This is a genomic window from Pseudonocardia petroleophila (genome assembly GCF_014235185.1).
Taxonomy (GTDB): Bacteria; Actinomycetota; Actinomycetes; order Mycobacteriales; family Pseudonocardiaceae; genus Pseudonocardia; species Pseudonocardia petroleophila.
In genome coordinates this window covers 1,133,245-1,155,218 of sequence record NZ_CP060131.1, presented here as the reverse complement: position 1 = coordinate 1,155,218, position 21,974 = coordinate 1,133,245, and the positions used below count along the sequence as shown (strand labels likewise).

20 protein-coding genes are annotated in these 21,974 nt (G+C 74.4%); 8 read left to right on the top strand and 12 right to left on the bottom strand.

All coding sequences use genetic code 11. The features are described 5' to 3' along the window. Positions 1-11 precede the first annotated feature (11 nt). Both H6H00_RS05730 and H6H00_RS05725 read right to left on the bottom strand, forming a co-directional pair. The gene (locus H6H00_RS05730; RefSeq protein ID WP_185720299.1) at positions 12-1,220 is read right to left on the bottom strand and encodes a glycosyltransferase; all 1,209 of its coding nucleotides are present in this window, start codon (positions 1,218-1,220) and stop codon (positions 12-14) included. 10 nt (positions 1,221-1,230) lie between these two features. Continuing rightward, on the bottom strand, positions 1,231-1,809 hold the full coding sequence (locus H6H00_RS05725) for a TetR/AcrR family transcriptional regulator (RefSeq protein WP_185720298.1): 579 nt from the start codon (positions 1,807-1,809) through the stop codon (positions 1,231-1,233). A gap of 61 nt (positions 1,810-1,870) precedes the next feature. On the opposite strand from H6H00_RS05725, the gene H6H00_RS05720 reads away from it, so the two are divergent. Further along, positions 1,871-2,773 carry a TIGR03560 family F420-dependent LLM class oxidoreductase gene (locus H6H00_RS05720; protein ID WP_185720297.1) on the top strand — a complete coding sequence of 301 codons (903 nt, stop codon included), beginning with the start codon at positions 1,871-1,873 and terminating at the stop codon, positions 2,771-2,773. Between the two features lie 22 nt (positions 2,774-2,795). Here the strand turns inward: H6H00_RS05720 and H6H00_RS05715 are convergent, their stop codons facing one another. Then, positions 2,796-3,578 carry a phosphotransferase gene (locus tag H6H00_RS05715; RefSeq protein WP_185720296.1) on the bottom strand — a complete coding sequence of 261 codons (783 nt, stop codon included), beginning with the start codon at positions 3,576-3,578 and terminating at the stop codon, positions 2,796-2,798. Next, positions 3,568-4,548 (bottom strand): sugar-binding transcriptional regulator, encoded by a 981-nt coding sequence (locus tag H6H00_RS05710; RefSeq protein ID WP_185720295.1) that lies wholly within the window; start codon positions 4,546-4,548, stop codon positions 3,568-3,570. The genes H6H00_RS05715 and H6H00_RS05710 overlap by 11 nt, the downstream gene beginning before the upstream one ends. Positions 4,549-4,682: 134 nt before the next feature. Between H6H00_RS05710 and H6H00_RS05705 the strand changes: the two genes are divergently transcribed. Genes H6H00_RS05705 through H6H00_RS05685 form a run of 5 tightly spaced genes read left to right on the top strand, consistent with a single transcriptional unit; the run spans position 4,683 to position 9,850 of the window. Then, entirely contained in the window at positions 4,683-6,038 is a 1,356-nt protein-coding gene (locus H6H00_RS05705; protein WP_185720294.1) for an ABC transporter substrate-binding protein, read from the top strand. Then, positions 6,035-6,970 carry a carbohydrate ABC transporter permease gene (locus H6H00_RS05700; RefSeq protein WP_185720293.1) on the top strand — a complete coding sequence of 312 codons (936 nt, stop codon included), beginning with the start codon at positions 6,035-6,037 and terminating at the stop codon, positions 6,968-6,970. The genes H6H00_RS05705 and H6H00_RS05700 overlap by 4 nt, the downstream gene beginning before the upstream one ends. Continuing rightward, positions 6,967-7,851: a carbohydrate ABC transporter permease gene (locus H6H00_RS05695; protein ID WP_185720292.1), complete on the top strand. Its 885-nt coding sequence runs from the start codon at positions 6,967-6,969 to the stop codon at positions 7,849-7,851. Before H6H00_RS05700 ends, H6H00_RS05695 begins: the two co-directional genes overlap by 4 nt. Further along, positions 7,851-8,837 carry a zinc-dependent alcohol dehydrogenase family protein gene (locus H6H00_RS05690; RefSeq protein WP_185720291.1) on the top strand — a complete coding sequence of 329 codons (987 nt, stop codon included), beginning with the start codon at positions 7,851-7,853 and terminating at the stop codon, positions 8,835-8,837. Before H6H00_RS05695 ends, H6H00_RS05690 begins: the two co-directional genes overlap by 1 nt. Then, on the top strand, positions 8,837-9,850 hold the full coding sequence (locus H6H00_RS05685; RefSeq protein WP_185720290.1) for an NAD(P)-dependent alcohol dehydrogenase: 1,014 nt from the start codon (positions 8,837-8,839) through the stop codon (positions 9,848-9,850). The genes H6H00_RS05690 and H6H00_RS05685 overlap by 1 nt, the downstream gene beginning before the upstream one ends. Here the strand turns inward: H6H00_RS05685 and H6H00_RS05680 are convergent. The 4 genes from H6H00_RS05680 to H6H00_RS05665 all read right to left on the bottom strand — a co-directional run bounded on the left by H6H00_RS05680 (position 9,843) and on the right by H6H00_RS05665 (position 16,969). Beyond that, complete coding sequence (locus tag H6H00_RS05680) at positions 9,843-11,150, bottom strand: amidohydrolase (RefSeq protein ID WP_185720289.1); 1,308 nt, start codon at positions 11,148-11,150, stop codon at positions 9,843-9,845. The two genes, H6H00_RS05685 and H6H00_RS05680, sit on opposite strands and share 8 nt — an antisense overlap. A gap of 72 nt (positions 11,151-11,222) precedes the next feature. Continuing rightward, a complete protein-coding gene (locus H6H00_RS05675) occupies positions 11,223-12,098 on the bottom strand; it encodes an endonuclease domain-containing protein (RefSeq protein ID WP_185720288.1) in 876 nt (291 codons plus the stop codon). 81 nt (positions 12,099-12,179) lie between these two features. Next, positions 12,180-16,679 (bottom strand): ATP-dependent RNA helicase HrpA, encoded by a 4,500-nt coding sequence (gene hrpA / locus H6H00_RS05670; protein WP_185720287.1) that lies wholly within the window; start codon positions 16,677-16,679, stop codon positions 12,180-12,182. Positions 16,680-16,708: 29 nt separating this feature from the next. After that, a complete protein-coding gene (locus H6H00_RS05665; protein WP_185720286.1) occupies positions 16,709-16,969 on the bottom strand; it encodes a DUF8836 family protein in 261 nt (86 codons plus the stop codon). 371 nt (positions 16,970-17,340) lie between these two features. On the opposite strand from H6H00_RS05665, the gene H6H00_RS05660 reads away from it, so the two are divergent. Next, positions 17,341-18,033, top strand: coding sequence for a M50 family metallopeptidase (locus H6H00_RS05660; protein ID WP_185720285.1), 693 nt, complete (start codon positions 17,341-17,343; stop codon positions 18,031-18,033). Here H6H00_RS05660 and H6H00_RS05655 read toward each other — a convergent pair. The 3 genes from H6H00_RS05655 to H6H00_RS05645 are packed head-to-tail and all read right to left on the bottom strand — an operon-like array spanning position 17,997 to position 19,937. Next, positions 17,997-18,467, bottom strand: a complete 471-nt coding sequence (locus tag H6H00_RS05655) for a GNAT family N-acetyltransferase (protein ID WP_185720284.1) — start codon at positions 18,465-18,467, stop codon at positions 17,997-17,999. The two genes, H6H00_RS05660 and H6H00_RS05655, sit on opposite strands and share 37 nt — an antisense overlap. Then, entirely contained in the window at positions 18,464-19,279 is an 816-nt protein-coding gene (locus tag H6H00_RS05650) for a serine hydrolase domain-containing protein (RefSeq protein ID WP_185720283.1), read from the bottom strand. The genes H6H00_RS05655 and H6H00_RS05650 overlap by 4 nt, the downstream gene beginning before the upstream one ends. After that, a complete protein-coding gene (locus tag H6H00_RS05645) occupies positions 19,272-19,937 on the bottom strand; it encodes an SDR family NAD(P)-dependent oxidoreductase (RefSeq protein WP_255425591.1) in 666 nt (221 codons plus the stop codon). The genes H6H00_RS05650 and H6H00_RS05645 overlap by 8 nt, the downstream gene beginning before the upstream one ends. A 27-nt stretch (positions 19,938-19,964) precedes the next feature. Between H6H00_RS05645 and H6H00_RS05640 the strand changes: the two genes are divergently transcribed. After that, on the top strand, positions 19,965-20,777 hold the full coding sequence (locus tag H6H00_RS05640; protein ID WP_185720281.1) for a DUF72 domain-containing protein: 813 nt from the start codon (positions 19,965-19,967) through the stop codon (positions 20,775-20,777). Here H6H00_RS05640 and H6H00_RS05635 read toward each other — a convergent pair. Continuing rightward, positions 20,741-21,913, bottom strand: a complete 1,173-nt coding sequence (locus H6H00_RS05635; RefSeq protein ID WP_185720280.1) for an MFS transporter — start codon at positions 21,911-21,913, stop codon at positions 20,741-20,743. The two genes, H6H00_RS05640 and H6H00_RS05635, sit on opposite strands and share 37 nt — an antisense overlap. Between the last annotated feature and the right edge of the window lie 61 nt (positions 21,914-21,974).

Sequence of the window (21,974 nt, the reverse complement as noted above, 5' to 3'; positions counted from 1 at the left end):
GATCGTGCCATTCACCCGCGCACCCTGCCGAGCGCGGCGACGGCGTTCACCACGCCGTCCTCGGCCCGGATCAGCCGTCCGAGTGACGCGGCTCGCCCGCGCATGCCGGGGTCGGCGGTGGCGCGCAGCGCGTCGGCCAGCGCGCCGGCGGTGAGGCGGCGTCGCGGGACGGGGGTGGGGCCGACACCGAGCGCCGCCACGCGCGCACCCCAGAACGGCTGGTCGACGGCGAACGGCACGACCACCGACGGCACTCCCGCCCGCAGCGCCGCACCGGTGGTGCCCGCCCCGCCGTGGTGGATGACCGCGGCCGTGCGGGGGAACAGCAGGTCGTGCGGGGCCTCCTCGACGACGAGCACGTCCTCGCGGTCGAGCGGCGTCAGCGCTCCCCACCCGGACAGCAGCACGGCCCGCACCCCCGCGCGACGGACGGCGTCGAGGACGAGCGCGGTGAGGGCGGCGGGGTCGGCGCCGGTCATGCTGCCGAAGCCGATGCAGACCGGCGGCGGCCCGGCGTCGAGGAACCCCTCCAGCGCGGGCGGCAGCGGCCCGGCGCCGGGCAGCGTCCAGTACCCGGTGACGTGGTGGCGCGGGCCCCACTCCGGCGGCGCCGCCAGCACGTGCCGGCTGTAGCCGTAGAGCGCGGGGAGGGTGTGGTCGACGGGCGCGGGTCGCGCGGGCAGCCCGAGGACGTCGCGGCGCGCGCGGCGCACGGCCGACCGGAACGGCAGGGTCGCCCCCAGCCGCGACGGCCCGTGGCTCGCCTTCCAGGCGAACCGCGGTGTGCGGGGCAGCAGGACACCGGGGAACGCGGCGGTGGGCGGCCCGATCGGGTGCAGGTGTGCGTCGACGAAGGGCACGCCGAGCTTCTCCGCCACCGGCCGCCCCAGGGTCGCCCCGCCGATGCCGCCCATCAGCAGGTCGACCCCCTCGCAGGCGCGCAGCACGTCGGTGGCCGACCGCGCGGTGTGCTCGACGGCGCGGGCGCGCATGTAGCGGGTGCGTGCGACCCGGCCCATCTCGGCGACCCCGTCGGCGCGGGCCGCTGCGGTGTCGACCCCGACGGCGTGGACGTCCAGGCCCATCCCGGCCAGCCACGGCGTGAACCCGGCCGGGGCCACCATGCGGACCTCGTGGCCCGCCTCCTGCAGTCCGAGCGCGAGCGCGGCGTAGGGCTGGACCCCGCCCCGGGTGTCGAGGGCGACGACGGCGATCGGCACGGCTGCTCCTTCAGGCGAACGCGGGATCCAGGAGGTCGAAGGCGGCCTCGACGTGGGCGACCACGCCGCCGCGCCCGGTGCCGGCCCAGTGCTGCAGGCCGACCCGCACCGCGGTGATGCAGGCCCCGGCCATCACCTCGGCGCGCAGCCGGTGTCCCGGCCCGCCGAGGCGGGTGGTGATCGCGTCGCACAGCCGCCGCTCGAACGCGGCGAACCGCGCGAACTGGCGGGCCTGCAGAGCGGGGTGCCGGGCCTGCAGGTCCAGCCACCGCGGGACGTCCGTGCCCTCCCGGTCGACGCGCCGCACGTCGTCGACGAACAGTTCGCGCAGCCGGGCCCACGCCCCGTCGGGGGGAGCGGCGGCGAACGCGGCGAGCGCGTCGTCGCCGATCGTGAAGAGGTCGAGGAGTGCCGCGTCCTCCTTGGTGGCGAAGTAGTTGAAGAACGTGCGGGTGGAGACCCCGGCGCGGGCGGCGATCTCCTCGACGGGCACCTCGGACAGCCCGCGCGCGAGTCCGAGCTCGAGCACCGCCGACCGCAGCGCGCGCCGGGTCGCCTGCTTGCGGCGCTCGCGCCCGGGGCTCGTCACGCCGCCATAGTTGCAGTGACTGCAAGTTGCGTCAACTGCAACGACGGCTAGTCTCGCGGCGGTGGACTACTCGCTGTGGCCGAGCGCGGCCGTCCCCTGGTCCGACGTCCTCGCGGGCGCCGAGTACGCCGAGCGCACCGGCTGGCACGGGGTCTGGATCGCCGACCACTTCATGCCCAACCGCGACGACGTCTCCGGCCCGGTGCACGAGTGCCTCGCCCTGCTGACCGGCATCGCGGCGCGCACCGAGCGGGTCCGGGTCGGCTCGATGGTGCTCGGCAACACCTACCGCCACCCCGCGGTCGTGGCGAAGCAGGCGGCCACCCTCGACGAGATCAGCGGCGGCCGGTTCGTCCTCGGGATCGGCGCGGGCTGGCAGGTCAACGAGCACGAGGCGTACGGCATCGAGCTCCCGCCGGTCCGCGAGCGCCTGGCCCGGTTCGACGAGGCGTGCCGGGTGGTCACCGGGCTGCTCGGGCAGGAGCGCACCACGTTCGACGGTGACCACTACCGGCTCGTCGACGCGCCGCTGGAGCCGAAGCCCGCGCGCCTGCCGGTGCTGATCGGGGCGGCGGGGGAGGAGGTGGCGCTCGGCATCGTCGCCCGGCACGCCGACGAGTGGAACCACTGGGGCCTGCCGGAGCTCGCCGCGCACAAGGGGCGGGTGTTCGCGGAGCACTGCGCGCGGATCGGCCGCGACCCGTCGACGGTCCGGCGGTCGGCGCAGGCGATGATCGAGGTCGTCGAGCCGGGCGACGCCGGGGCGCGGGAACGGCGGCAGCGGCTGGAGGCCGCGGGCCGCCCGGTGGTCATGGGCTCGGCCGCGGAGGTGCTCGACGTCGTGGCGCGCTACCCCGCGGCGGGGATCGACGAGCTCCTGGTGCCCGACGTCGCCCTGGGTACGGGCAGCCGTCGCGAGGACGCGTGCGAGCGGCTGCGGACCGAGGTGTTCGCCCGGATCTGACGACGGCCCGGTGCGACGACGGTCAGGCCAGGGCCGCGGTGATCTCGTCGGCGCGGGTGCGCAGCCAGGCGCCGGTGCGGTCGGCGCGCGCCCGGGCGTCCGGCGTCCAGTACTCGGCGAAGCCGGGCACGCCCCGCCGCGCCCCGTCGCCGACCAGGTCGCACATCCACGCGTGGTGCGCGGCCGCGGCGGCGGCGAGGCGGGTGCGCCCGTCGTCGTCGAGGTCGTAGGCGTCGGCGAGGACCCGCAGGCGGGCGAGCTCGCGGTGGCGCCGCCCGTCCGGGGTGTCGGCCGGGTCGCGCAGCGGGGCCCACAACCGGGCGGTGCCGGCGACGTCCCAGACCGGGGCGCCGGGGGCGGCGAGGTCGAAGTCGATGAGGGCGACGGCGTGCCCGTCGCGGAACACGACGTTGTCGAGGTTCGGGTCGTTGTGGGTGATCGCACCGCCCGCGAACGGTGCCGGCGCGGCCGGCGACCACGAGTAGGGCCGCGCGTCGAACCCCGCCACGGCGTCGTGGAAGCGCCGCAGCAGCTCACCGACGCTGCGCAGCGCCGCGTCGGTGAGACCCCACGGCGGCGCAGGGGCCGTGACCGCCTGCCCGGGGATGTAGCTGAGCACCTCGCGGCCAGCGTCGTCGACGCCGAGCACGCGCGGCGCCCCGTCGAACCCGACCGACTCCAGGTGGCGCAGCAGCGCGTGCACCGCGGGAGCGGTGGGGCGCAGGGGGCGCCGCACGGTGTCGCCGACGCGGTGCACCCGCCCGCGGTTGGCGGTGCCCCCGAGCAGCGGGACCTCAGCGGTCATGCGCGGCCTCGCCCCCCGCCGCCTCGACCCCGGCCGCCTCGATCAGCGCGGTCGCCATCGTCGAGTGCGTGACCAGGCTGTTCACCAGCCCCCCGTGCACGGCGGCCAGCACGGCCCGGACCTTGGCGTTGCCGTAGACGATGCCGATCACCTCCGGCACCGCCCGCATCTGCTCGTAGGTGATGCCGATCATGCGGTCGGTCAGCGCGGCGGGGACCGTCGCGCCGTGGGCGTCGACCAACACGCCCGAGACGTCGGCGCACACCCCGCGGCGGACCAGCTCCGCGCGCTCGGCCTCGCCGGTGGCGTCGTAGAGCGTGGACTGCTCCGGGGCCCAGGCGCCGACCCCGGCCACCGCGACGGTCACCGACCCGATCAGCGAGAACGCCCTGGCCACCTCGGGCTGGTGGCGCAGCGCGCGGGCGGTGGCGGCGTCGGGCACGGCCATCGGGGCGTAGAAGAAGTACGCGGGCCCGCCGGACACGCGCGCGACCTCGCGGACCAGCTCGATGGAGCTGTCGTCGACACCGGGCCGGGCCAGTGCGCCGGTGAGCTGCACGACCGGGACGGGCGCGAGCTCCTTCAGCGCGGTGGCCATGGCGCTGACCGAGCGGGCCCAGGACAGGCCGAGGACGTCGTCGGCGGTGATGATCTCGCTGAGCAGGTCGGCCGCCGCGGAGCCGAGGTGCTCGCGCAGGGTGGCGGGATCGTCGTCGGGGGTGTCGGTGACGACGCAGTGCCGCAGGCCCAGCGCCCGCATGAGCGACCCCGACAGCTCGACGTCGACGGTGCCGGGATGGCCGATCTCGATCCGCACCAGCCCGCTCGTGCGCGCGTCCTCCAGCAGCCGGGCGACCTTGAACCGGCTCAGCGCGAACTCCTCGGCGATCTCCACCTTGGACCGGCCGTCGAGGTAGTAGCGCCGGGCCACCGACGCGGTGAGGACGAGCTGTGCCGGGCCCCGGGCCATCGACGTCTCCCAACGTGCTCATCTGAGCGGTGCAACGCCCATTCTTGCACGCGCCATTGACGCGACGTGAGCACTGCCACATCCTGATCGTGTGATCGGGGCGCTGCTCATCTGAGCGGTCGGGGAGGGACGCAATGAGGCGTGTTCGAGCGGTACTGCTCGCTCTTGCCGTGCTCGCGACGAGTTCGTGCGCGGGCTGGGGCGGATCGGTCGGCGGCGGCGGGCCGGACAGCATCAACGTGCTGATGGTCAACAACCCGCAGATGGTCGACCTGCAGCGGCTGACGGCGGAGAACTTCACCCGCGAGACCGGCATCACCGTCAACTTCACGGTGCTCCCGGAGAACGACGTGCGGGACAAGATCAGCCAGGAGTTCTCCAGCCAGGCCGGGCAGTACGACGTGGCCACCCTGAGCAACTTCGAGGTCCCGATCTACGCCCGCAGCGGCTGGATCGCGCCGATGGACGAGTTCATCGCGAACGACCCCGGCTTCGACCAGGACGACATCCTCGGTCCGATGGTCACCTCGCTGACCGGCGACGACGGGCAGGTCTACGGCCAGCCCTTCTACGGCGAGTCGTCGTTCCTCATGTACCGCCGCGACGTCCTGGAGCAGGCCGGGATCGCCATGCCGGCGAAGCCGACGTGGCAGGAGGTGGCCGACATCGCCGCCCGCGTCGACGGGGCGCAGCCCGGCATGGCGGGGATCTGCCTGCGCGGGCAGCCCGGCTGGGGGCAGGTCTTCGCCCCCCTGACGACGGTGGTCAACACCTTCGGCGGCACCTGGTTCTCCGAGGACTGGCAGGCGCAGGTCGACTCCCCGCAGTTCACCGAGGCGGTGCAGTTCTACGTGGACCTCGTCCGCGAGCACGGCGAGACCGGTGCGCCGCAGGCCGGGTTCACCGAGTGCCTCAACAACCTCATCCAGGGCAACGTCGCGATGTGGTACGACGCCACGTCGGCGGCGGGGTCGCTGGAGGCCGAGGACTCGCCCGTCCGCGGGCTGATCGGCTACGCGCCGGCGCCCGTCGTCGAGACCGACAGCGCAGGCTGGCTCTACGCCTGGTCGTGGGGCATCCAGGCGGCGAGCGAGCGCAAGGACGCGGCCTGGCAGTTCGTCTCCTGGGCCTCGGGCAAGGACTACGAGCGGCTCGTCGGCGAGCAGGTCGGCTGGTCGTCGGTGCCCGCGGGCAAGCGGGCCTCGACCTACGAGATCCCGGAGTACCTCGCCGAGGCGGGGGCGTTCGCCGAGCAGACGCGGTCGGCGATCGAGTCGGCCGACCCGCGGAACCCCGGCGTCCAGCCGCGGCCCGCGATCGGCATCCAGTTCGTCGGCATCCCGGAGTTCCCGGACCTGGGGACGCAGGTGTCGCAGCAGATCAGCTCGGCGATCGCGGGGCAGGTGACCGTGCAGGACGCGCTGGAGCGCGGCCAGCAGCTCGCCGACGACGTGGCGGAGCGGTACCGGTCCCGGGAGGAAGGGTCATGACGACGACGCAGGAGAAGGTCACGCCGCAGAGGACGTCGCAACCGGCTCTGCGCCGCACCGGGGACTGGGCCCGGCGGGCGCCGCTGCTGCCCGCGCTGGTCTTCCTGATCATCGTGACGCAGCTGCCGTTCGTCGGCACGTTGGTGATCTCGTTCATGAACTGGAACGCCTACTATCCCGACGAGCGCGGGTTCGCGGGCTTCGACAACTTCGCCCGCGTCCTCACCGACGTCACCACGCGCGAGGCCATCGTCACGACGATCGTGCTGACGGTCTCGGTGGTGCTGATCAGCCTGGTGCTCGGGATGCTCGTCGCGCTGCTGCTCGACCGGGCGTTCCTCGGCCGCGGGTTCGTCCGCACGATGATGATCACCCCGTTCCTCGTGGTGCCGGTCGCGGCGGCCCTGGTGTGGAAGCACGCGCTCTACAACCCCGAGTACGGCCTGTTCAACGGGCTGCTCACCGGCATCTTCGGGGCGGGGGCACCGCAGCCGGACTGGGTGTCGACGATGCCGCTGTCGTCCGTCGTCGCCGCGCTGGTCTGGCAGTGGACGCCGTTCATGATGCTGATCATCCTGGCCGGCCTGCAGAGCAAGCCGCTCGACGTCATCGAGGCCGCCCAGCTCGACGGCTGCTCGAACTTCCAGATCTTCCGGCACATGACCTTCCCGCACCTGCGCCAGTACCTGGAGCTCGGCGGGCTGCTCGGGTCGATCTACATCGTCCAGAACTTCGACGCCGTCTTCACGATCACCTCCGGCGGCCTCGGCACCGCCAACCTGCCGTACACGATCTATCAGACCTTCTACAACGCCCAGGACTACGGCCGGGCGTCCGCCGCGGGCGTCGTCGTGGTGATCGGCACGATCCTGATCGCCACGCTGGCCCTGCGCACCGTGTCGTCCCTGTTCCGCGAGGAGGGTTCCCGATGACCACGACCGCGGAGCGCACGGCGCTCACCCCGTCCGAGGCGGCCGTCGCGCCGCCCCGGCGCAGGCGATCAGGGGCGTTCCTGGGGGTGCTCGCCTGGATCGTCGGCATCCTGTTCGTGCTGCCGGTCGTGTGGATGGTGCTCACCTCGTTCCACAGCGAGAACGACGCGGCCACGAACCCGCCGTCGGTGTTCGCGCCGCTCACCCTCGACGGCTACGCGAACTTCTTCGGCGCGTCGACGGGGGCGAGCCCGTGGCCGCCGCTGCTCAACTCGATGACGGCGAGCGTCCTGTCGACGCTGCTGGTGCTGATCCTCGCGATCCCGGCCGCGTACGCGCTGTCGATCCGGCCGGTCCGCAAGTGGACCGACGTGCTGTTCTTCTTCCTGTCGACGAAGATGCTGCCGGTCGTGGCGGGTCTGCTGCCGGTCTACCTGATCGCGCAGGGCATCGGGATGCTCGACAACATCTGGCTGCTGATCGTGCTCTACACCTCGATGAACCTGCCGATCGCCGTGTGGATGATGCGGTCGTTCCTGGCGGAGGTGCCGGTCGAGATCCTGGAGGCGGCGGCCGTCGACGGGTCGTCGCTGACCCACACGCTGCGGGTGATCGTCATGCCGATCGTGCTGCCGGGGATCGCGGCGACGTCGCTGATCTGCTTCATCTTCAGCTGGAACGAGCTGCTGTTCGCCCGCGTGCTGACGGCGACGGTGGCGCAGACCGCCCCGGTGTTCCTCACGAGCTTCGTCACCAGCCAGGGCCTGTTCCTGGCGAAGGTGTGCGCGGCGGCCGTGGTGGTGTCGCTGCCGGTGCTCATCGCCGGGTTCGCGGCGCAGGACAAGCTGGTGCAGGGACTGTCGTTGGGAGCGATCAAGTAATGAGAGCAGCCGTCATCTCGGCCGACCGGGTCACCGTGGAGACCGTCCCGGACCCGACGCCGGGGCCGCGGGAGGTGGTCGTCTCGGTCGCCGGGTGCGGCATCTGCGGCACCGACCTGCACATCGCCGACGGGGAGTTCGCGCCGACGCTGCCGGTGACGCCCGGGCACGAGTTCGCCGGTGAGGTCGTGGCGAGGGGTCGCGACGTCACCGAGATCGAGGTCGGGCAGCAGGTGGCGGTCGACCCGTCGCTGCACTGCGGGGAGTGCTACTTCTGCCGCCGCGGCCGGGGGAACCTGTGCGAGCGCTGGGCCGCGATCGGCGTGTCGACGACGGGCGGGGCGGCCGAGTACGCCGTCGCCCCGGTCGCGAACTGCGTGGTGCTGCCCGACGGGGTCGCCCCCGCCGACGCGGCGCTGATCGAACCGCTGTCGTGCGCCGTCCGCGGCTTCGACGTGCTCGCCCCGCGCCTCGGCGACCACTACCTGATCTACGGCGCGGGCACGATGGGGCTGATGATGATGGAGCTGGCCAAGCGGGCCGGCGCCGCCAGCGTCAGCATGGTCGACCTCAACCCGGCCCGGCTGGAGACGGCGAAGGAGCTGGGCTGCACGCACACCGTGACCAGTGCCGACGAGCTGGAGCAGCGGCGCGGGTGGGACAACGTCGTCGACTGCACCGGCGTCGTCGCGGCCATCGAGGACGGCCTCGGCCGGGTGATCCGCGGGGGCACGTTCCAGCAGTTCGGCGTGGCGAACGAGGACGCGGTCGCGCGCTTCTCGCCGTTCCGGGTCTACAACCAGGAGATCCGGATCGTCGGCTCGATGGCGGTGCTGCACAGCTTCGAGCGGGCTGCGGAGCTGTTCGCCGACGGGGTGCTGCGGCCGGAGATCATGATCAGCGACCGGAAGCCGCTGGAGGAGTACCCGGCGGCGCTGGAGCAGTTCCGGGCGGGGGTCGGCCGCAAGATCCAGGTCTGTCCCTGATGCGGGTCGCCGCGCTGCACGGAGCGGGCCGGGTGGTGCTGGAGGAGCGCGACGCCCCGCGGCCCGGGCCGGGCGAGGTGCTCGTCGACGTCACGTCGGTGGGGGTCTGCGGCTCCGACGTGCACTACTACGAGCACGGTCGGATCGGGCGGTTCGTCGTCGACGAGCCGCTGGTGCTCGGGCACGAGTCGGCCGGGGTGATCGGCGCGCTCGGCGAGGGCGTCACCGGGCTGCACGTGGGGCAGCGGGTGTCGGTCGAGCCCGGTGTGCCCGACCGCTCCTGCCCGCAGTGCCTCGCCGGCCGCTACAACCTCTGCCCCGACGTGCGGTTCTTCGCCACCCCGCCGGTCGACGGCGCGTTCGCCGAGCAGGTGGTGGTGCACCGGGCGTTCGCGCACCCGGTGCCCGACGCCCTGAGCGACGACGCCGCCGCGCTGCTCGAACCGCTCTCGGTCGGGCTGTGGGCGTGCACGAAGGGGCGGGTCGGTGCGGGTTCCCGGGTGCTGGTGACGGGAGCGGGCCCGATCGGGCTGGTCGCGGTGCAGGCGGCGCTGGCCGCCGGCGCGACCTCGGTGACGGTGTCCGACGTCAACCCGGCCCGGCTCGCCCTCGCCCGCTCGCTCGGCGCCACCGACACCGTCGACGCCCGCTCGGAGTCGGTGCTCGACGTGCCGCCGCCGGAGGTCCTGCTGGAGTGCTCCGGCGTCGCCCCGGTGATCTCCGAGGGCATCCGGGCGCTCGCCCCGGCCGGCCGTGCGGTCCTCGTCGGGATGGGCGGCGACGAGGTGCCGCTGCCGCTCTCGGTCGTGCAGGAGCGCGAGCTAGAGGTCACCGGCACGTTCCGCTACGCCAACACCTGGCCCACCGCGATCGCGCTGGTGGCCGCCGGGCGGATCGACCTCGACCGGCTGGTCACCGGCCACTACCCGCTCGCCGACGCCGAGGCGTCACTGACGGTGGGCCGCACCGACCCCGCGTCGGTGAAGGTGATGGTGCACCCGGGCGTCAGCTGAAGTAGGCGGGCACGTCCAGCGGGCCGCCCCGCTCGGCGAACTCGGCGTGCACGGCGTCGCGCAGCTCGGCGTCGGCGAGGTAGTCGGCCGCGGTGAGGGCGAGGCCGAGCGCCCCGTCGCGGACCGCGCGGTCACCCGCCGGGCTCCCGGCGGCCGTCGCGAACTCGGCGGTGTGCAGGGCTGCGTCGCCGACGGCGAGCATCGGGTGCATCGCGGGCATCCGGAAGCTGAGGTTGCCCAGGTCGGTGGAGCCGGTGAGGAACTCCGGCACGACGCCGGGCGGCAGCGGGGTGCGCCCGGCCGGTCCCTGGTTGACGGTCCAGCGCGCGGCCAGCGTGCGGTTGAAGCGGATCGGCAGGTAGGCGGGTTGGGCGTCCCAGTGCAGCTCGACGCCGCACCCGTGCATCGCCGCGGCCCCGTGCGCGACGGCGGCGACGCGCTCGGCGAGGTCGCGCAGGGTCTCCGGCTCGGCGGAGCGCAGGTAGAACAGCAGCGCCGCCCGCTCGGGCACGACGTTGGGGCGCGCGCCGCCGTCGGTGAAGACGCCGTGGGCGCGGTCGGTTCCGGGCAGGTGCTGGCGCAGCGCGGCGACGCCCTGGTACGCGGCGACCGCGGCGTCGAGGGCGTTGCGGCCCATGAACGGCTGCGCGGCGGCGTGCGCGGCGACCCCGTGGAACACCATCTCCAGCTGGCGGCGGCCCAGGAACGGGTGCATCGCCACGTCGTGGGAGAACGGGTGCAGCATCACCACGGCGTCGACGTCGTCGAAGACGCCGGCCCGCGCGAGCGTCTCCTTGCCGCCGCCGCCCTCCTCGGCGGGCGTGCCGATCAGCGACACCCGCCCGCCGGTCTCCCCGACGACCTTCGCCGCGGCCAGGAACCCGCCCACCGCCGTCGAGCAGATGATGTTGTGCCCGCAGGCGTGGCCGACGCCGGGCAGCGCGTCGTACTCGGCGAGGACGGCGACGTGCGGGCCGGCGGACCCGGCGCGGGCGACGAGCGCGGTGTCGAGCCCGCCCGCCCCGATCCGCGACTCGTGCCCGTGCGCGGCGAGCAGGTCGGCGACCGCCTGCACCGACCGGTGCTCGGCGAACCCCACCTCGGGGTGGGCGTGCAGGTCCCGGCTCAGCGCGACGAGCTGGTCGCCGTACCCGGACACCGCCTCGATAACCCGCGCGCGCACCGCGTCCGACGCCCCGGCGTGGTCCGAGGTCAGCGGCTCGGCGGTCTCCGCGGCCCGGGCGGTGGCGGCGTCGAGGAAGCGGAGGTGGCTGTCGTCGGGGCGGAGCGGTTCGGTCACCGGCCCGACCCTACCCACGCGTTCCGAGGTGAACAGGGGAGTGGTCCGTCGCCCGTCGGACCACCCTGATGTTCACCTCGGTCGCGCCAGCGCACGGCTGATCTGGTCGACGATCGTGCGTGGCGCGTCGAGGACCTCGTACTTCGTGTAGCGGTAGATCCGCCAGCCGCGGTCGACGAGCCGCGTGTACCGGCCGGCGTCGCGCAGCACGGCCTCGGCGGTGGTGTGCAGCTCGCTCTCGTACTCGATGCCGATCCGCTGCTCCGGGTAGGCCAGGTCGAGCCAGATCGCCCGTCGGGTCTCCTCGTCCTGCACGACCCACTGGGCCTGCGGCCGCGGCAGCCCGGCCAGTACGAGCAGCATCCGCAGCCGCGACTCCATCGGCGATCCCGAACGGCGGTCGGCGTGCGCGAGGACCTCGGCCACCCGGTCGTTGCCCCGCGAGCCGGGGAAGTGCACCGCGAAGTTCAGCAGCAGGTCGGGGGAGAACCCGTGTCGCCGGGACAGTGCGTCGACGGCCACGACGCGGTCGACCAGGCCGCCGCGCCGGGCGAGGTCGTACGCCGTGCGCAGCGGGGTGGTGGTGCGCAGCGTCCCGACGTCGCACATCTCGCCGCGCGCGAGCCGGTCGCGGCGCACCAGCAGCCCGTCGTGCAGGCGCTGTCCGCCGCGGGGCACCGTCACCTCGGCCGGAGCGTCGGCCGGCCCGCACGAGGCGTCGAGCACCTCGGCCGCGGAGTAGCCGGACAGCACCCCGCGCCCCTCCACGTACCGGTACGCCGCGTGCGACCGCAGGGCGAGGTCCGGCGGCCGGTCGGTGGCGCGGACGTAGGTGTCGGGGAACAGGCGGGTGAAGCGCGGACCCCGCAGCTGGTTCTTCGTGACCAGCCCGGCGGCGACGGCGGACGACCCGCGGAACGCCACCGGCCAGCCCGGGACCTCGACCATCGCGGGAGGGTACGACCGAGATGTGCAGGAGAGTGGCCGGATCGCTCCGGAACCACCCTGCTGGTCATCTCGGAACGCCGGTCACCTCGGGAGGTCGTCGATCGCCTTCTGGATGCGCTTGATCGAGATCGGGTAGCGGGTGCGCATCGGGTGGGCGTAGAGGCCCACCCTCAGCTCCTCGATCATCCAGCGGATCTCGCGCAGCTCCGGCCCCGGCTCGACGCCGGGGGGCAGGGCGGCGAGCTCGGCGGCGTACTCGTCGGCGGCCACGCGGACCTGGGCGGTCCAGCCGTCGTCGCGCACCGGGTCGACGCGCAGCTTCTCGACGCGCCGCTCGATGGCCTCGAGGTAGCGGGCGACGTCGCCGAGCCGGGACGCGCCGGCGGCCGTCGCGAAGCCGGGCCCGACGAGATCGGCGAGCTGGGCCTCGATGTCGGCCAGCCCGGCCGCGACGCCGGGGGTGCGGTGCGTATCGGTGAGCAGGGCCTGCACGCGCAGGCGCACGTCGAGGACCGCGCGGACGGCGTGCAGCACCTGCAGGGTCGTGGGCACCAGCTTCTCGCGGAACACCTTCTGCAGCCGCAGGTAGGAGCGCTCGTCCCACGGCGGCCCGCCGACGGCGGCGATGAGGGCGTCGGCCGCGCAGACCGTGCAGTCCTCCAGCAGCGCGGCGACGGAGCCGTGCGGGTTGCGCGAGAGCGCGAGCTTGGCGGAGTTGTCGAGCCCGCGCTGCACCTGCTTGGCCGGCGACGGGGTGTCGAGCAGCAGCAGGCGCCGGGCCCCGCGGTGGTGCGCGGGGTCGCGCTCGGCGGCGAGCGGGAACACCCGCACGTCGACGGAGGTGCCGCGGTCGACCAGCCCCGGGAAGCCGGTGACGGTGTGCCGCCCGCGCCGGATCGCGTGCTCGCGCGGGAGCGTGCCGATGCTCCACGTCGTGAGGCCGGTGCGCTCCAGCTCGACCCCGGCCGCGGCGAGCTCGGCCCGCACCTCCGGTGCGAGCTCGCGGCGCATCGCCTCCAGATCGGTGCCGCGCGTGACCTCGCGACCCCGCTCGTCGACCACCCGGAACGTGACGGTCAGGTGCTCCGGCAGCCGGTCGAGCTCCCAGGCCTCCCGCGGGATGCGCACTCCTCTCATCCGGCCCAGCTCGCGCTCCAGCCCGTCGAGCAGCGGCTCGTCGCCCGCCTGCAGGCGCGCGAGCACCGCGCGGGCGTGGTCGGGGGCGGGGGCGAAGTTGCGGCGCAGGTTCTTCGGCAGCGTCTTGATCAGCGCGGTGACGAGGTCCTCGCGCAGCCCGGGCACCTGCCAGGTGAACGGGGTGGGGTCGATCTGGTGCAGCGCCGCCACGGGGACGTCGACGGTGACGCCGTCGTCGCGCTTCCCGGGCTCGAACGCGTAGGACAGCGGGAGCGTCAGCCCGCCGGCCTCGACGTGGTCGGGGTACGCGGCCGCGTCGACCTCGGCCGCCTGCGCGGTGCGCACCATCTCCTCGGTGAGCTCGAGCGCGGGCTTCGCCCGGCGGTACCAGGTGTCGAAGTGCCGCCCGGACACCACGTCGGCGGGGATGCGCTCCTCGTAGAACGCGACGAGCGTCTCCTCGTCGACGACCAGGTCGCGGCGGCGGGCGCGGTTCTCCAGCTCCTCGGCGCTGTCGAGCAGCTCGCGGTTGGCGTGGAAGAAGCGGTGCCGGGTGTCCCAGTCGCCCTCGACGAGCGCGTGCCGGATGAACAGCTCGCGCGAGACCTCGGCGTCGATGCGGCCGTAGTCGACGGTGCGGTCGACGACGATCGGTACCCCGTAGAGCGTGACCCGCTCGACCGCGACGGCCGCCGCCCGCTTGCGCGACCAGTGCGGCTCCGAGTACGACCGCTTCACCAGGTGCCCGGCCAGCGGCTCGACCCACTCCGGCTTGATCCGGGCGACGGTGCGCGCGAACAGCCGGGACGTCTCGACGAGCTCCGCGGCCATCACCCAGCGCGGCCCCTTCTTCGCCAGCGACGAGCCGGGGAAGATCATGAACTTGGCCCCGCGCGCGCCGAGGTACTCCTTCGTCTCCGCCTCGCGCAGCCCGATCTGCGAGAGCAGCCCGGCCAGCACCGAGGTGTGGATCGCGTCGGGGGAGGCGTCGGCGTCGTTCGGCGTCATGCCCGCGTTGCGCGCGGCGGAGCGGAGCTGGGCGTGCAGGTCCTGCCACTCGCGGATGCGCAGGTAGTGCAGGAACTCCTCGCGCAGCGTCTTCCGGAACCGGCTGCCGGACAGCTCCTGGCGCCGCTCGGCGACGTAGGCCCAGAGGTTGCGGAAGGCGAGGAAGTCGCTGCCGTCCTCGGCGAAGCGGGCGTGCTTCTCGTCGGCGGCCTGGCGCTGCTCGGTGGGCCGCTCGCGCGGGTCCTGCACCGACAGCGCGGCGGCGATGACGAGCACCTCGCGCAGGCAGCCGTTGCGGTCGGCCTCCACGAGCATCCGGCCCAGGCGCGGGTCGACGGGCAGGCCGGCCAGCGCCCGTCCGACGGCCGTGAGCTCCTGCTTCCCGTCGAGCGCGCCCAGCTCGTGGAGCAGCGCGAGCCCGTCGTCGACGCTGCGCCGGTCGGGCGGGTCGACGAACGGGAACTCGGTGATCTCGCCCAGCTCCAGCGAGATCATCTGCAGCACCACCGACGCGAGGTTGGTGCGCAGGATCTCCGGGTCGGTGAACGCGGGGCGGGCGTCGAAGTCGTCCTCGGCGTAGAGCCGGATGCAGATGCCGTCGGCGACGCGCCCGCAGCGGCCCGCGCGCTGGTTGGCGCTGGCCTGGCTGACCTTCTCGATCGGCAGCCGCTGCACCTTCAGCCGCCGCGAGTAGCGGGAGATGCGGGCCAGCCCGGGGTCGATGACGTAGCGGATGCCGGGGACGGTCAGCGAGGTCTCGGCGACGTTGGTGGCCAGCACGACGCGCCGGCCCAGCGACCCCTGCTTCGGCGCGAACACCCGCTGCTGCTCCGCGGTGGTCTGCCGGGCGTACAGCGGGAGGATCTCGATGCCCGGGAACTGCCGCTTGGCCAGCCCGTCGGCGGTGTCGCGGATCTCCCGCTCGCCGGGCAGGAACACGAGGATGTCGCCGGGGCCCTCGCGGCGCAGCTCGGTGACGGCGTCGGCGATGGCGGCGAGCTGGTCGCGGTCCGGGTCGGCGTCGGGGTCGTCCGGGTCAACGACGGGCCGGTAGCGCATCTCGACCGGGTAGCTCCGGCCGGAGACCTCGACGATGGGCGCCGGGCGGTCGGGCGAGGCGAAGTGCTGCGCGAACCGCTCCGGGTCGATCGTGGCCGAGGTGATGATCACCTTGAGGTCGGGGCGCCGGGGGAGCAGCTGGGCGAGGTAGCCCAGGATGAAGTCGATGTTGAGGCTGCGCTCGTGGGCCTCGTCGATGATCAGGGTGTCGTACTGGCGCAGCATCCGGTCGCCGGTGAGCTCGGCGAGCAGGATCCCGTCGGTCATCAGCTTGACCAGCGTGTTCTCGCCGACCTGGTCGGTGAAGCGCACCTTCCAGCCGACGGTGTCGCCGATCTCGGACCCGAGCTCCTCGGCGATGCGCGCGGCCACGGTGCGGGCGGCGAGCCGTCGCGGCTGGGTGTGCCCGATCAGCCCGCGGACGCCGCGGCCGAGCTCCAGGCAGATCTTCGGGATCTGCGTGGTCTTCCCGGAGCCGGTCTCGCCCGCGACGATGACGACCTGGTTGTCGCGGATGGCGGCGGCGATGTCCTCGCGGCGCGCGCTGACCGGCAGCGTCTCGGGGTAGGTGATCGCCGGGACGGCGGCGCGGCGGGCGGCGGTGCGGCGCTCGCCCTCGTCGACGCCGGCGGCGATCCCGGCCAGTGCCCGGTTGCGGGCGAGGGGGTCGCGGGTGCGGCGGGCGGTGTCCAGACGCCGGGCGAGGCGGTGCTCGTCGCGCAGGGACAGCTCGGGCAGTCGCTCGTCGAGGGCGGTGATGTCGGCGTCGGAGAACTCGGGGACGTCGGTCGCGCCGTCCTCCGCGGAGGCGGTCCGGGGACGCCGTTCACGGGTGGGCTGCGCGTCGGCCCGGGGACGCCGACCGCGGCCGCCATCGGCCGGCCTGCCGTCGGCACGGGCGCCGCGGTCGGCCGGGGCTCCTCCGGGCGTCCGGGAGCGCCGCGCACGGGTGCCGTCGGCGGGGGCACCGGCACGCGGTCGGTCCCGCTCGGCGGGATCCGTGCCCGGCTCGCCGGGGCTCGCCGCGCCCGCGTCCGGCTGGTCGGCGTCCGGCTGGGCGGCGCCGGGGGGTGCGGCCCCGGGCTGGACGACTCCGGTTTGCGTGCTCCGGCCGCGCGGCCGCCGACGCCGCGGGCGACGCGTGCGCTCGGACGGCCGGTCGCCGGACGCGCCCCGGTCGCCGGACGCACCCCGGTCGCTCACGGCGGCCGGGTCACCCGGGGCGATCCGGTCGCCGACGGCGGACCGATCGCCCGTGGCGGCAGAGCCGCTCTCCCGCCGTGCACCGGCGGGATCGTGGCTGTGCTGCACGTCGGATCCGGGCGGGCCGGCGGCCTCGGGGCGCGCGTCGGTGGCGCGGGAGGGCGAGGGGGACATCGTGGAACCAGTGTGCCTGTGCGGGACCGTCAGGCCGACCGCAGGGCCGGTGTGATCTCGTCGGCGGCGGGGACGTCGGCGGCGGGGTGCTCGACCAGCGCGAGGACGCGGTTGGCCAGGAACCGGGCCGTGCGGACGACGGATCCGCCTCGGGTGGACTCGGCCACCTCGACGACCCCGCGGGAGTGCGTGACGCCGACCGAGCGCCCGGCCCGGGTCGCGACGACCTCGTAGGTCTTCGTGGTGCCGGATCCGGCGTCGATGACGATCTCGACGCGGTCGCCCTTCATGGGTCCTCCCGGACGTGTGGGGGGCGGCACCGTGGGGGGACGGCGCCGCCCGGGCAGCCGCGCTCTCCCGCGGATCGCGGGGGCACGGCGGGCTGGTGGGGGTGGAAGAAGGTGTCCGAACCGGGCGCTGGTCGCCTCTCGGCGCGTGGCGCACCCCGTGGGGCGGCAATTCGGTGAGACCCGGGGACACAGGTCGCCCGGCTCGGACTCTCTCCTCAACCCTCCCGGGTCCAGGAAGATTCCCGGGCAGGAAGCTGGTGTCCCACTCGCTCGGACTGCCCGTACAACCGGGTCCCCCCGGGCCCCATTCCCGGGGTGACAGCCGTAACACCGCAGGTCCGGGGGCCGAATCCCCCGTCATGGTCAGCGACGTGATCGGGCCCGTCACGGCGGGGTCGACCGTCGTGCACGTGGCCGGGTTCGTGGCGCTGCTGCTGGTGGTGTTCACGGGGTCGTGGGCCGCGTCGATCGCCACAGTGGCCCACGAGGGCGGGCACGTGGTCGTCGCGCTGCTGAGCGGACGCAACCCGCGAGGGTTCAAGGTCAACGAGGGCGACGGAGGAGGAGGCGAAACGGTCTTCGACGCGGGCTGGGGCGTGTCGCTGATCTTCATCGGCCTCGCCGGCTACCTGACCCCACCGCTGCTCGGCCTCGCGGGCGCCAACCTGGTGCTCGCGGGGAAGTCGTGGTCGGTGCTGTGGGTCTCGGTGCTCCTGCTCATCGGGTCGTTCCTGCACGCCCGCGGCCTGTTCACCAACCTCGTCGTGGTCCTCGCGGGTGCCGGGATCGGCTGGGTGGCCGCGACGGGCAGCGACGACCTGCAGGCGCTGGTCGCCGTGACGCTCGTCTGGCTCATGCTGTTCGGCGGCATCCGCGCGCTGCTCGGCCAGGGGTTGGGCGTGAGCGGATCCGACGCCGCCCAGCTCTCCCGATTCACCTGGATCCCCGCGATCCTGTGGGTCGCTCTGTTCTGTTCGTCGCGATCGTCTGCCTCTGGGTCGGCGGTCGGCGCCTCCTCGGTTTCTGATCAGCGCGCGACGAAGCGGGTCACCTCGGTGCCGTAGCGGCCGGTCAGCGTGCCGTCGTCGACGAACCCGGCGGCGCGCAGCATCGCCGCGGACGCGGCGTGGTCGACGTTCGCGTACGCCGTCGGCACGACGCCCGGGAAGCGCAGGCGCACCACCGGCAGCAGCAGCCCGAGCAGTGCGCGGCCGTGCCCCTGCCCCCAGTGGTCCGGCGCGAGCCAGATGCCGATCTCGATCTCGGCGAGGTGGTCGAGCTCGCCCAGCACGACCCCGACGAGGTCGTCGCCGTCGCGCGCGAGGAACCACAGCCCGTCCCCGCGCCCGCACGACGCCAGCCCGCGCCGGAACCGGGCGACCGCCGTCTCCCGGCTCCACGGCGTGCCGTCGCCGATCCGGGCGGTGATCCGCGGGTCGAGCGCGAGGACCAGGAAGTCGTCGAGGTCCTCGGCCGTGCACGGATCGAGGGCGATCACAGCGCCGCCAGCACCCCGTCGGTGAACGGGGGCCAGGCCGCGACCGACCAGTCGGAGAAGTCCCGGTCGGTGAGCGCGACGCACGCGGCGCCCGCGTCCGGGTCGACCCACAGGAACGTGCCGGCCTGCCCGAAGTGGCCGAACGTGCGCGGCGAGCTGTCCGAGCCCGTCCAGTGCGGCGACTTCCCGTCGCGGATCTCGAACCCCAGCCCCCAGTCGTTCGGCTTCTGGCGGCCGTAGCCGGGGAGGATGCCGTCGAGCCCGGGGAAGGCGACGGTGCGCGCCTCGTCGAACGTGTGCGCCAGCGTCGGGGCCTGCAGCTCGGCGGCGAAGCGGGAGAGGTCGGCCGCCGTGGAGACGCCGTCGGCGGCGGGGGAGCCGTCGAGCCGGGTCGAGGCGAGGCCGAGCGGCTCGCACACCGCGAGGTGCAGGTACTGCGCGAACGGCATCCCGGCGGCCTCGCCCACGACCGAGCCCAGCACGTCGAAGCCGGAGTTCGAGTAGATCCGCCGCGTGCCCGGCGCGGCCTGCACCACCCCGTCGGAGAAGGAGAGCCCCGAGGTGTGCGCGGCGAGGTGGCGGACGGTGGACCCGTCGGGCCCGGCCGGCTGGTCCCACTCCACCGCGCCCTCCTCGACCGCGATCAGCACCGCGTACGCGGTGAGCAGCTTCGTGACCGACGCCAGCCGGAACTCCCGGTCCTGGTCGCCCGCGGTGGCGAGGACGGTGCCGTCGGCGCGGACGACGGCCACCGCGACGTGCTCGACGGGCCAGTCGAGGGCCGCGTCGACGGCCGACCGCAGATCAGGCATCGCCGTAGACGGGGATCGCGGCCCCGCTGATCGGGGCGGCGTCGGGGCCGCAGAGGAACGCGATGACCTTCGCGATCGCGGCGGGGGAGACCGCGCGGGCGCCGAGCTCCTCGGACATCCACGTGCGGTTGGCCGGGGTGTCGATCACCGAGGGGAGGACGGCGTTGACCCGGATCCGCTGCGGGCGCAGCTCGTCGGCGAGCAGCTGGGTCAGGCGGACGACGGCGGCCTTGCTCGTGGCGTGCGCGACGGGCGCGGGGCCCTGCACGGCGGTCTTCGACCCGACGGTGACGATCGACCCGCCGGTGCGGAACAGCGTCACGACGGCCTGTGCGGTCCACAGCGCGGAGCCGAAGTTGGAGCGCCACAGCGACTCGAGCGTCTCCTCGTCGACGTCGGCCAGCGCGCCCGGGGTGAACCCGCCCGCGAGCCCGACGAGCGCGTCGCAGGCGACGTCGATCTGCGCGAAGGCGTCCCGGACCGCGGCGCGGCTCGACAGGTCGACGGCCACGGCGTGCACGCCCTCCTGCCTGCCGAGCGTGTCGAGCCGTTCCCCGGCCCGGTCCAGCGCCACGACGGCCCGGCCGAGCGAGCGGAACTCGGCGACGACCGCGTGCCCGAGTGCGCCCGCGGCGCCTGTGACGATGACTGCATCCACGGCCCCCATCCTGCATGCTCACCGGTCATGACACGGGTACGGGTGGGCACGTCGGGGTGGCGCTACCCGCCGTGGCGCCGCACGTTCTACCCCGAGGGGCTGCCGCAGCGCCGCGAGCTGGAGTACCTCTCGCGGCGCGTCGACAGCATCGAGATCAACGGGTCCTTCTACGCCCTGCAGCGCCCGGAGAGCTACCGGGCCTGGGCTGCGGAGACGCCCGGCGACTTCGTGTTCGCCGTCAAGGGCCCGCGGTTCGTCACGCACCTGAAGCAGCTGCGCGACGTCGAGGCGCCGGTGGCGAACTTCCTGGCCTCCGGTGTGCTCGCGCTCGGCCCCAAGCTGGGGCCGCTGCTGTGGCAGCTCCCGCCCCGGATGCGCTTCGACCGCGACCGGGTCGCCGCCTTCCTCGCGCTCCTGCCGGCCACGACCACCGCCGCGGTCGGCCTCGCGGGCCGCCACGACGAGCGCGTGGCGGGCCGCGCGCACCTCGCGACGGACGCCGACCGCCCGCTGCGGCACGCGATCGAACCGCGGCACGAGAGCTTCCGGGACCCGGCGTTCGCCGCGTTGCTGCGCGAGCACGGCGTCGCGCTCGTGCGGGCCGACTCCGCGGGCACCTGGCCGGTGTTCGACGAGCTCACCGCCGACTTCGCCTACGTCCGGCTGCACGGGCAGGACGAGCTGTACGCGGGCGGGTACACCCCCGGCGCCCTCGACGCCTGGGCCGCGCGGGTCGCCGCGTGGCGCGCCGCCGGGCTCGACGTCGTCGTCTACTTCGACAACGACGCCAAGGTGCACGCCCCCTACGACGCGATCGCGCTGGCCGACCGGCTGGCCTGATGCGCCACCAGCATCCGCCGGCCCAGCCCCATCAGCGCGGCGGCGACCAGCATCGTCACCGCGCCGACCAGCCACGCCGTAGGGAACGAGACGTGCGCGGCCAGGAACCCGAAGCCGACGGGCCCCACGAAGCCGCCGCCGTACACCCCGACCTGCACGATCGACGTGGCCGCCGCGGGCGCCGACGGGTTGAGCCGCACGACCGCGAACTGCAGCAGCCCCGGCCACGCCCAGCCGAGCCCGAACCCGAGCACCGTGCCGATCACCAGCGCGGGCGTGCCGGGCACGGCGAGCAGCGCGAGCCCGCCCGCGCCGAGCACCAGTGATCCCGCGACGACGGCGACGTGCCCGCCGGAGCGGCGGTCGGCCGCCCACCCGTGCAGCAGCCGCAGCGTGAGCCCGACGACGCTGCCCAGGGTGAGCGTCAGCCCGGCCGCGGCCGGGTCGATGCCCTGGTCGACGGCGGAGGCGACCAGGAAGATCCCCAGCGCCGACGACGAGGCGGCGGCCAGCCCGGCCGCGAGGCCGATCACCGAGAGCGCGCCGGTGGCCCGCTCGCCCGGGGTCGCCGGGGTGGGCTCGCGACCCGCGGTGTCGCGCGGGGCCACCAGCAGCGCGGCGAGCGCCAGCCCCGCACCCATGACGAAGGCCCAGCGCCAGCCCAGCGTCAACGCGACGGCGGGCACGGAGGCCCCGGCCAGCAGCGTGGCCGCCGGGATCGCGGCCTGCTTGACGCCGAAGGAGAGCCCGAGCCGGTCCGCGGGCACGTACCGCGCGAGCGTCAGGTTCGCGGCGAGCTGGCCCAGCACGTTGCACCAGGCGCTGCCCAGCAGGATCGCCACGAGCGCGGGGTAGGAGCGGGCGAACAGCGCCACGGCCGCCATCACGAGGGCCGCGCCGAGCACCGCGAGCCGGCTCGTCGGGCCCGACCCGTACCGCTCGACCAGCCACCCGCACGGCAGCGAGGCGAGCGCGCTGACGCCGAAGAACAGGGCCACCACCAGGCCGAGCCCGGCCGGGTCGAAGCCCAGCTCGGCGGAGATCTGCACGGCCAGCCCGGCCGTGAGGAAAACCGGCAGCACCGACACCGTCGTGGTCGTGACGGCGCCCAGCACGGCCCTCGCACCAGGACTCATGTGAGCAATGCTAATGGGCACTTCAGGGCCTGCGGTACCGATCATGCGGAGGAAATGGTAC

Bases quoted from the DNA above. Each gene is read 5' to 3' on its own strand.
- H6H00_RS05715 (WP_185720296.1), bottom strand. From the start codon at position 3,578: ATGACCGCTGAGGTCCCGCTGCTCGGGGGCACCGCCAACCGCGGGCGG.
- H6H00_RS05690 (WP_185720291.1), top strand. From the start codon at position 7,851: ATGAGAGCAGCCGTCATCTCGGCCGACCGGGTCACCGTGGAGACCGTC.
- H6H00_RS05700 (WP_185720293.1), top strand. From the start codon at position 6,035: ATGACGACGACGCAGGAGAAGGTCACGCCGCAGAGGACGTCGCAACCG.
- H6H00_RS05650 (WP_185720283.1), bottom strand. From the start codon at position 19,279: ATGCCTGATCTGCGGTCGGCCGTCGACGCGGCCCTCGACTGGCCCGTC.
- H6H00_RS05695 (WP_185720292.1), top strand. From the start codon at position 6,967: ATGACCACGACCGCGGAGCGCACGGCGCTCACCCCGTCCGAGGCGGCC.
- H6H00_RS05710 (WP_185720295.1), bottom strand. From the start codon at position 4,548: ATGGCCCGGGGCCCGGCACAGCTCGTCCTCACCGCGTCGGTGGCCCGG.
- H6H00_RS05705 (WP_185720294.1), top strand. From the start codon at position 4,683: ATGAGGCGTGTTCGAGCGGTACTGCTCGCTCTTGCCGTGCTCGCGACG.
- H6H00_RS05675 (WP_185720288.1), bottom strand. From the start codon at position 12,098: ATGGTCGAGGTCCCGGGCTGGCCGGTGGCGTTCCGCGGGTCGTCCGCC.
- H6H00_RS05685 (WP_185720290.1), top strand. From the start codon at position 8,837: ATGCGGGTCGCCGCGCTGCACGGAGCGGGCCGGGTGGTGCTGGAGGAG.
- H6H00_RS05665 (WP_185720286.1), bottom strand. From the start codon at position 16,969: ATGAAGGGCGACCGCGTCGAGATCGTCATCGACGCCGGATCCGGCACC.
- H6H00_RS05635 (WP_185720280.1), bottom strand. From the start codon at position 21,913: ATGAGTCCTGGTGCGAGGGCCGTGCTGGGCGCCGTCACGACCACGACG.
- H6H00_RS05640 (WP_185720281.1), top strand. From the start codon at position 19,965: ATGACACGGGTACGGGTGGGCACGTCGGGGTGGCGCTACCCGCCGTGG.
- hrpA (WP_185720287.1), bottom strand. From the start codon at position 16,679: ATGTCCCCCTCGCCCTCCCGCGCCACCGACGCGCGCCCCGAGGCCGCC.